This is a genomic window from Zooshikella sp. RANM57, from assembly GCF_050749885.1.
In the GTDB taxonomy this organism is placed as follows: Bacteria; Pseudomonadota; Gammaproteobacteria; order Pseudomonadales; family Zooshikellaceae; genus Zooshikella.
Window position 1 is genome coordinate 1 of the sequence record NZ_JBOIUB010000034.1, and the last position, 8,327, is coordinate 8,327.

At 39.6% G+C, this 8,327-nt stretch carries 8 protein-coding genes and 1 pseudogene; 1 reads left to right on the plus strand and 8 read right to left on the minus strand.

From position 1 onward, the window contains the following. Positions 1–263: 263 nt before the first annotated feature. A pseudogene (locus ACQ96U_RS26795) lies at positions 264–365 on the plus strand (IS200/IS605 family transposase); the annotation flags it as partial. Between the two features lie 215 nt (positions 366–580). Here ACQ96U_RS26795 and mvaD read toward each other — a convergent pair. The 8 genes from mvaD to ACQ96U_RS26835 form a co-directional block, all read right to left on the minus strand. Beyond that, positions 581–2,140, minus strand: coding sequence for a diphosphomevalonate decarboxylase (gene mvaD, locus ACQ96U_RS26800; RefSeq protein ID WP_431724352.1), 1,560 nt, complete (start codon positions 2,138–2,140; stop codon positions 581–583). Positions 2,141–2,155: 15 nt separating this feature from the next. Beyond that, positions 2,156–3,133, minus strand: a complete 978-nt coding sequence (locus ACQ96U_RS26805) for a mevalonate kinase family protein (RefSeq protein ID WP_431724353.1) — start codon at positions 3,131–3,133, stop codon at positions 2,156–2,158. A 22-nt stretch (positions 3,134–3,155) separates the two neighbouring features. Then, a complete protein-coding gene (gene mvk / locus ACQ96U_RS26810) occupies positions 3,156–4,211 on the minus strand; it encodes a mevalonate kinase (RefSeq protein WP_431724354.1) in 1,056 nt (351 codons plus the stop codon). Between the two features lie 176 nt (positions 4,212–4,387). Further along, on the minus strand, positions 4,388–4,549 hold the full coding sequence (locus tag ACQ96U_RS26815) for a hypothetical protein (RefSeq protein ID WP_431724355.1): 162 nt from the start codon (positions 4,547–4,549) through the stop codon (positions 4,388–4,390). A gap of 39 nt (positions 4,550–4,588) precedes the next feature. Further along, positions 4,589–5,587 (minus strand): hydroxymethylglutaryl-CoA reductase, encoded by a 999-nt coding sequence (locus ACQ96U_RS26820; RefSeq protein ID WP_431724356.1) that lies wholly within the window; start codon positions 5,585–5,587, stop codon positions 4,589–4,591. Between the two features lie 412 nt (positions 5,588–5,999). Continuing rightward, positions 6,000–7,346, minus strand: a complete 1,347-nt coding sequence (locus ACQ96U_RS26825) for a hypothetical protein (RefSeq protein WP_431724357.1) — start codon at positions 7,344–7,346, stop codon at positions 6,000–6,002. Between the two features lie 60 nt (positions 7,347–7,406). Further along, a complete protein-coding gene (locus tag ACQ96U_RS26830; protein WP_431724358.1) occupies positions 7,407–7,961 on the minus strand; it encodes a DUF6817 domain-containing protein in 555 nt (184 codons plus the stop codon). Positions 7,962–8,001: 40 nt separating this feature from the next. After that, a partial coding sequence (locus ACQ96U_RS26835) for a cytochrome P450 (RefSeq protein WP_431724359.1) occupies positions 8,002–8,327 on the minus strand: 326 nt, incomplete at its 5' end.

Genomic DNA, 8,327 nt, shown 5'->3' on the forward strand with positions numbered 1-8,327 from the left:
AAAACGTCGCAGGCAAACCCTGAGACAAGAGACAAAACACTTTTTGAACAATTCTGCTCATTAGCAGGCTAAGTGTGTCCAAAATAAGATTGTTTTTACGCTAAATAATTTTTGCGACAGAACCATAATACACCGCCTGCAGTACAACACAGGAGGGAAAATGACAACCTTTGAAACGCTCATGAGGACTCATAGTGACGACAAAACAACCAGAGTATTAGCAGGAGTGTAAAAGGCTATCACGGCGGGTCAAACTTTGCGACAGAACCTATTTTTGTGTGACATCAGGAGAAGTGACAGAATATTTAGAGCATCATTTTGAGCCAAGAGTAAACGATAATTTTAGGACTGAAGATGGATACTAAATGGGTCTTGGACCCGTATCCGGACTTTCAGTCCGTAATACTAACCCATCTACTTTCAGTAGGTGGTTGTTGAGTTTTTTCCATACTGTAACTACTGGATATCATTGAGCTATGCCGCGAAGCTGGTACGGCCTGAAAACGTTAGACACTTTTGAACCGTTCTGCTCGTTAGCAAGCTAATTGTGCCCAAAATAAGTTTATTTTTACATCAAGAATTATGTATATTGGCTCAACTGTCTTTGGTGATGTGTAAGTGCTTTGCCAAACCAAGGGGTATAGCAGTTCGAGTTGATAGACAGGTCTTTTTTAATTTCCAGAATTGTTGCCCATTTATATGCCTGAACTTCTTTATCATTGATCCTTTTTTCATCAAAATTTTCAGTTAGACCAATTAATATATGGTCTATTTCATGCTCTGTTAGGCCATTGTTAAGTGCACATTTATAAATGAATTTCCCTGCAGGCTGTAAATCCACTTCTATTCCCATTTCTTCTTTTAGACGACGTTTAGCTGCACTAACAATAGCTTCACCGGGTCGAGGGTGACTACAACAGGTATTACTCCATAGACCTCCACAATGGTATTTATCGATATGACGTTGTTGTAGCAATAGCTCTAGTCCATTGTGACTGTGACGGTAAATGAATACTGAAAAAGCACGGTGTAATTTAGCATTACGATGGGCGGTTATTTTTTCCTCTGAACCAAGTTCCCGGTCTTCTGTGTCGACTAAAATGACTTCCTCCCAGTTGGAGCTAGGGAAGGGAGCAATCATTTCCATAGTTGGGAAAACTTTCGATATTTCTCTAGTTTCGGATGCTAGAAATAATAGCTTGAGATTAGGGCCCGCATCTTGTGTAAAATATACTGGTAAACCGATGCTTCTTAGATAAAATACTTGTTGGATGAGTTTGAGGGTTTCAGGAAAGCCATATTTGATTGGTGGTTTTGCTTCTGCCATCATAGCATGCATTGCTATGGCATTGTTTTCGACAGTTTTTCCAAATAGTGTAAAGTCTCGTTCTTCAATAGCTTTTTTAATCTCCAGTAAGTCATGCTCAATGCGTGTTGGCCAGCTTCGGTAAGAGGGTGAGCTAACCACTGTGCGTTGCATCGCTTCTCTGGAGCTTAGCTGCTTCTGATTTGAGTTAATAATATATAATCCAATACGCAGGTTTGGCCATGTGAAGGGTAGCGGAGTTCCATGGCTATCCATTCCATCAGCTTGTGAGCCTTTCTTCCATTCAACAAATCCTGGCCATAGAGAGCGTACTGCACTGCCACTTCCCAAACGAGCTAAAATAGATAGTTCTTTTTTATCAAGATGCCACCCATAAAGGTGGTCTAGTGCTTGTACTAATGCAGCAAAACCACAGGCAGATGAGGCAAGACCAGCATCTAAAGGAATATCACTATTGGTTTCAACATAATAGCTGGTTCCGGTATGCCGGAATAAATCCAAAAAAGCGTGTAGACGTCGCGAAAATGGTGAATTTATATCCATTAGTTTTCCGTTAAGCATATACACATCATGTTGAATCTCAGCATCAGTTTTTGGTAAGGCATTCCGTAGTTTGACTCGTGTGTATGTTCCTTTTGAGCCTAGAGTCAGTGATACGCTGGAAGTAACGGGTAAGTTTAATGTTGTATTGCGTTTCCCCCAGTATTTACAAAGTGCAATATTCATCGGGGCAAAAGCTTGTCCTTCTGCTGCATGAGTTTTAAGGGATTCTCCTCTCAGTACTTGCCTTACAACATCCTGTTTTGTAAACATGTAAACTCCCACGTTCTAGATGATAGTTTGAATGCCCCAAGGGTTAACTTCGATTGGGATTTGGAGAACACCATGCTTCCGCTGTATGGCATTAACCGGGAAATAGTTTTTTGGTATATGACCCAACCCGACAACACAATCACCTAGGCCAGAGCCAGAAATTTTGGCACCATAAACGCCAGTATGAGCTGTCAAGCATTCAATGAGTTCGTTGAGTGTTGCATCACTAACCCCCATTGATACTAATGCTTGTTGATGTTTATTCATCAGCAAACCCATAGTTACCCAATCAGACTTGTTATACGCATCAATAGCAAATTTTGTATATTGGTCTATGGCTTCGTCCAGCTCAGCCATAGCTAAAGCTCGTGATAAGCGACTAGCGTACACTTTCGCAACAACGTCAACAGTTGGTGTTTTATAGCCCGAATACACCAAGATCAAAGGGGCGGGGGCACAGATCAATTGTTCAATGAATAAGGGATCTAATTGATACACGACAACGGCACCAAAAACGCTAGCTGCCACATCGGCACCAGAGCCAACCCCCTGAACTGCAAGTACTATCTTTTTTGCTGTTCTATACACCTTCATTTTGTCCAGTGGTTGTTTATCTGATGTTAACCATTGCTGTAGTACTGTTGTAGTTGCCACTGTTACTGCTGCTGAAGTTCCTAGGCCCAAATGATGGGAGAAATCGGACGTTATAGTTAATTCAAATCCACCCGGCAGCGCTTCATAGAAGTGCTGGATAGTCTTCAGCACAAATCTAAGTGTTTTTAGCTGCTTTAACGAGGTGAATTTGCTACGCTGATTTAAGTTGAACTGACAACTAGCGAGAGCTGACTGAATACATACCTGGCAGTCATTGCGTGGAATTAATGATGCGAAAATATGTCTATTTACAGCACAAACTAAAGCACGCTTTCCCTGTAATACGGCATGCTCTCCCATCAACATAATGCTGCCCGGTACAGATGCTTGAAATTTCATACTCCTTACCTACAGTTCTTAATCATTGTAAAATGCTTGCCCCTTCAAACGTTCCCTGTAAGTGGCATAATTCATAACCGTAAGCATCAACGATTGGTAAAATATTTTTTTCAGTAACAGCCATCACAATCCCCCCTTCTTCTCCGTAATATGATCCAGCACCACAGATTTTGGCAGTAATACCGATGGACTCTAAATCTGCAATAAAATCTTGGACCCGGGGCGGTACGACACCGAGATCGCAGAGTAGCTTGTGGTTTTGTTTAATATGGGACATTACTGCATGAACATCATTATTCACTAACGCCTTATCTAAACTTTCTGTTAGTTGCGAAAATTTTTTGGCAAGCGAAGTATTTTTGAAATGATATGCAACTTTGCTAACGCATTCTCCCGTACTACTTTTGGGTAAGCCTGTGTCTATTAAAAGTAATGGCAACTTGGGTAGTAGTCTTGTGGTATAGTGGCCCTGAAAAAAATATATAGCTCCACCATGAAGTACCACTTGTAAATCTAAACCACTGCTTCGACCATGTTGTAAATTTTCTATGTCGCGCGCAGTCATGAAAACTATCTGGTGACTGAGGGAAAGATTAAAAAAGTGAGATAATGCGTAAATGAGGCTTACTATTGAAGAAGCTGAGGAGCCTAAGCCACAACCTATCGGAATTGATGAACAAACACTTATACTAAGATTGAATGGAATATTGAGATGATATTGATCAAAAACATGCGCAATAGCATACTGCAATAACTCAACAGGCTTGGTTAATACATTATTAATCGTGCGATCTCCATGCAAATATTCTCGATATCGCTCTGTGACATTTTTTTTAAGTCGCTGTAAGCTACATAGAGAATGAGTGATCTGGTAATCAAAGTTGTGTAGTTGTAAGAGCAGTTCATTCTTAGCATGGGAAGCAGTAGCGCAACTACTGTTTGACCAACTAATTGTTGTTGTAGTAAAACGGTTGACAGCAATGGCCAAGGCTGGGCTCCCGTGAACTACTGCATGCTCACCAGAAAGAGTCAACTTTGCTGGTGCTTGGGAAATAATACGAAACGTTTGAGTGTTCATCTGGCAGACTCATAAATTAGTTTGTGTTGATCTATAGCCGCTAAGTGAAAGAGTCCCGTTTCATGCTTATGTTTCTCACAACAACTTCCATTTGTGGACATTTCAAAAGTATAAAAAACAGAGTATTCTTTGATAGATAAAGCTTCGCTATTCTTTAACACTAGGACTCACAAGCCTCATGTCAGTGTACTTTGATAGCCTGATTCAATAGTGATGGGAAACTTGGCAGCACTATCTGCCCCAGTCTCTATCAATTTACCAGTGTCAACATTTTTTACTTCCGCCAATGACTCTAAATCCAAGTAATAATGAGGGGCATCAATTCCCACTTTATTCATATTCCCCTTTATAGTGACATGTTTTAAAAGCTATGAAATTTAACGCTCCATATCTAAGTGGCTACGCATCAACTCTCCAGGATTACATAGGGCCGCGAGTAAGGATATCTCTCCACATAATACGGCGGCCGTCACGATAACAGCTAGACGTCGAGCATTTTTACCTGGTGTTAGATCTTTATCACAACCTAATAAATTCAAATTTTCTTTAGCAAAATCCAGTTGCTTGCCATTGCCAATTGTGCCGACAATAATGTTGGGCAGTGTAACAGAAAAATATAAATCCTCGCCCCTTATTTCGGCATGTACAATTCCTTGTGATCCTTCAACAATGTTAGCAGCGTCTTGTCCGGTAGCTAAATATATAGCGAGTAAAATATTTGCAAAATGTGCATTAGCTGTACGAACTCCTCCCGCTAAGAGTGTACCAAGAAGGTTCTTTTTGATATGTAAATCTACCAGTTTGGTGGGAGTAGTTTTTAAGTGTATTTCACAAATTTGTTTTGGCACGAGTATTTCCGCAACCACGTATTTACCCCGACCAAGAATTCCATTTACAGCGGAAACTTTTTTATCCGTGCAATAATTCCCAGAAATGGAAATGTATTTAAGTTTCTTATACTGCTGTAACAACATTGTTGTTACAGCGTCTGCTGCTTGGGTAATCATATTATGTCCAGAAGCATCGCCAGTAGTAATAGCAACACGGATATAAAGCAAATTTCCCAGAACTTGACAGTGCCAGTTTTCTAAATGCGCATAATTGCTATTTTTGGCAACAATTTCAGTTAACTTGTTCCTGTGTGTTTCCATTGTATTGACAACTTCTGTGGCATATTGCGCACTAGGAGCTTCCAACAAAATGGAGCGTGTCATACAATCAGAGAGAATGACAGTGTAAATGCCATCTGTCAGTCGTGATATTTTGGCTCCCCTTGCGGTTGATGGCCACAATGGGGTTTCAAACGTAGCCAGAGGAACGCTAATATCTCCTTCAATCTCGGGACTTTTAATTTTAATAGGGCCCACAGTTTTCATGGGTATTGCAGCTATTGAATCATACGTTAACATAGTCCTTATCGGCTCTGTTACAAATATTGAAGGAATTTGAAAATGTAGCTGTTAACTATAAAACGCAACAAAATTTTATCCATATCTAATGCATCTAAACTAAGATAGGTGAGTATATGGCTTTGTACAGACCTGTCAGTAATTTGTCGAGAATTAGGTCAATCACTATAACCATAATTGCTTCTTAAATCTGTCATTTATATTTTTTTAATTACACTTATATTGAGTTTTTTATCAAGAGTATTAGCAATATTATTTAAGTTTATTCATTAATATACAGACTTTATATTTTGCTTATAACTACTTCCAATAATACAGGTGGTTATTATCTCTTACTTGAGTGTTAGTTTTGATTAGATAATTACAAGGCACATAAAATCTAAATCATATAATCACTCTCTTTATAGTTGGTTAAATATAAAGCTATGTTGAAATCCGCGTAGCTGCGTAAAAAATCAAAGGCTATATGGTCAACAGTTCGATTATCGATATATTCGAGTAATTGGAGAAATTTTGCTTCAATATCCTGATAACGCTGATTCCAATACTCAACTTCGGAAGCAATGAGTGACACATAGTCTGAAAGTGTTTGAGGCACTGCATCTTGAGAGAGGATATTCGTTTTCCAAATAAATCCCATATTCATCTCGGAAAGCATAATGTCTTTTGTCAGTCGCGGCATTTTTGTCATCGCATCAGGCCACTCATGAAACAACGTTTGTAAGCTGGTGAGGTCTGGCCTATGGGCATGAAATTCGAGTAGTTCATTAAAATAATTTCTGGCTTCATTTATATCAATTAACACGAGTTGGCCGAAGTCATTCAAAAGTCGTGTGATTTGATGAACGCAGCAGGCGGCTTCTTCAATTTCAGTGATACATTTAGAAAAACCAAAGTCATGCCCGGTTCCTTTTTCAATATAAAGTAACCTGGCAATAATATCTTCGCTTGCTAATATCTCTGCGCCGCGTATATCCAGCAACTCATTGCGGGAACCTATATTTCCCAATAATAACCGATTAACGCCCTCATAGCGTTTTTTGCACATTTCTACGATAAATCGTTGGAGTGGGTGGGCTTTCATTAAATCATTAATAAACAGACACATTTCGATATTGGCAACACACCACGGAAACAGTGAAATATTCGCTTTTTTCAGATCTACTGTCGCAGGGTCTTTTACATTAAATGCATTAATTAGCACCTTTTGAACATGCTCTGGATTAATATGAGCAATATCTGTGAGAGAAACACTAATATCCCGTAAAGGGTGCAATAGTGTCGTTATTGGTGTTGGATCACCTTCCAACTTTCGATAAAAAGCTTCATTGAAAAGGGCATATGAACCAAGAACACTCGATGGTTCAAGCGACTGCCCCCCCAATGCCTCAATGTCAAGTTGATTAATTGCAAAATTATCCGTTAAGCCTTCAAATAAAAACTTCACCATATAAAGTGCAGAGATTTCAGTATAGGCTGCTCTGCATTTTTCTGGCAGGCTGCGAGTGCAGTTCAGAATAAAAACAAAAAGCTCTACACAACCTCTCATTCCTGTGATGGACCATGCTAGATCACGTTCTTCAAAATCTTTGTTGAAGATTTTGAAGAGGACTTCTCTTTCAAATCCTGGTGGAATTCGAGGAACTCCTTCAGTCTGAAAAAAATGAAGAAATCGCTCGATGAGAGGACGATAGACATCTAAGTCAACCATTTTTGTAATTGACATCGAGATTCTCCATTATCAGGTCTATGCCTGTTATTGCTTGCGAAAGTTAGAAGTAGATATCTAAGCGGCCCATAAGGCTTGAGCATATCCTTCCAGCATAATGCAACGAAGGGCACTTAGCCCACCACCTCCAGCCCTTTTAGCTAAGGCTTCGACAGGTGTATTTCTGAGTAGTGAGCCATTGACAAAAAGATATTCTTGTAAAAAATCAGCAAGCTGAATAGTTGCAAGCTCATCGTACTCATGTTGGGTCAGTGTTATTAATTCACCATTGATACGATGTATTAGCGGAAAGGTTTTTTTATTGTCCTGAAGTTGTTCATAAAATGATCCTCGTTCCATAAAGCAACTTGTAAAAACAAGTCGTTCTGCTTTCTCTCCAATAAGATCTGTTAACTCTGAGCGTTGTTCAATAGGAAGCACTTTACGCTGCCATGTCTGTGTGCCATAAACTGACTGAAAAAAGGCTGCATCACAAATATGATCAGCACAGCCCCATCCTTTCATGCAAATATAAACTCGGGTTGAATGCCCTAGATAAGTCCGTCCTTTATGTGGTGTACATGCAAGATCATTAATGGTTAGAAAGTTGACTATATCGATAAATGAGGCCATTTGTTTTACTCCCTTTTATATTCAACAACCTTACATGACTTCAAACTAAACGAACGGGTAAAGCCTTGATCTTGAGAAATACGGCATCTCGCTCCCATTCAATCTCGTCTTCAGAGATAGCGACTTGTATTCCAGGCCACCGTTTGATGATTTCTGTGATTGCAGCCTCTCCTTCAAGATGTGCCAAGTGCTTACCTAGGCAGATATGTGGGCCATGTCCAAACTCTAAAGTTAAATTTTCTTTGCGATGGATATTAAATATATGAGGAGACTCAAAAATACGTGGATCTCGATTAGCGGCACCAAGACATAGGCCAATATTATCATTGGCATGAATCTCTACTCCGTGAATTTCAAAGTCTTTCG

Coding starts and splice junctions, on each gene's coding strand:
- mvaD (WP_431724352.1), bottom strand. CDS start 2,140: ATGTTTACAAAACAGGATGTTGTAAGGCAAGTACTGAGAGGAGAATCC.
- ACQ96U_RS26805 (WP_431724353.1), bottom strand. CDS start 3,133: ATGAAATTTCAAGCATCTGTACCGGGCAGCATTATGTTGATGGGAGAG.
- mvk (WP_431724354.1), bottom strand. CDS start 4,211: ATGAACACTCAAACGTTTCGTATTATTTCCCAAGCACCAGCAAAGTTG.
- ACQ96U_RS26815 (WP_431724355.1), bottom strand. CDS start 4,549: ATGAATAAAGTGGGAATTGATGCCCCTCATTATTACTTGGATTTAGAG.
- ACQ96U_RS26820 (WP_431724356.1), bottom strand. CDS start 5,587: ATGAAAACTGTGGGCCCTATTAAAATTAAAAGTCCCGAGATTGAAGGA.
- ACQ96U_RS26825 (WP_431724357.1), bottom strand. CDS start 7,346: ATGTCAATTACAAAAATGGTTGACTTAGATGTCTATCGTCCTCTCATC.
- ACQ96U_RS26830 (WP_431724358.1), bottom strand. CDS start 7,961: ATGGCCTCATTTATCGATATAGTCAACTTTCTAACCATTAATGATCTT.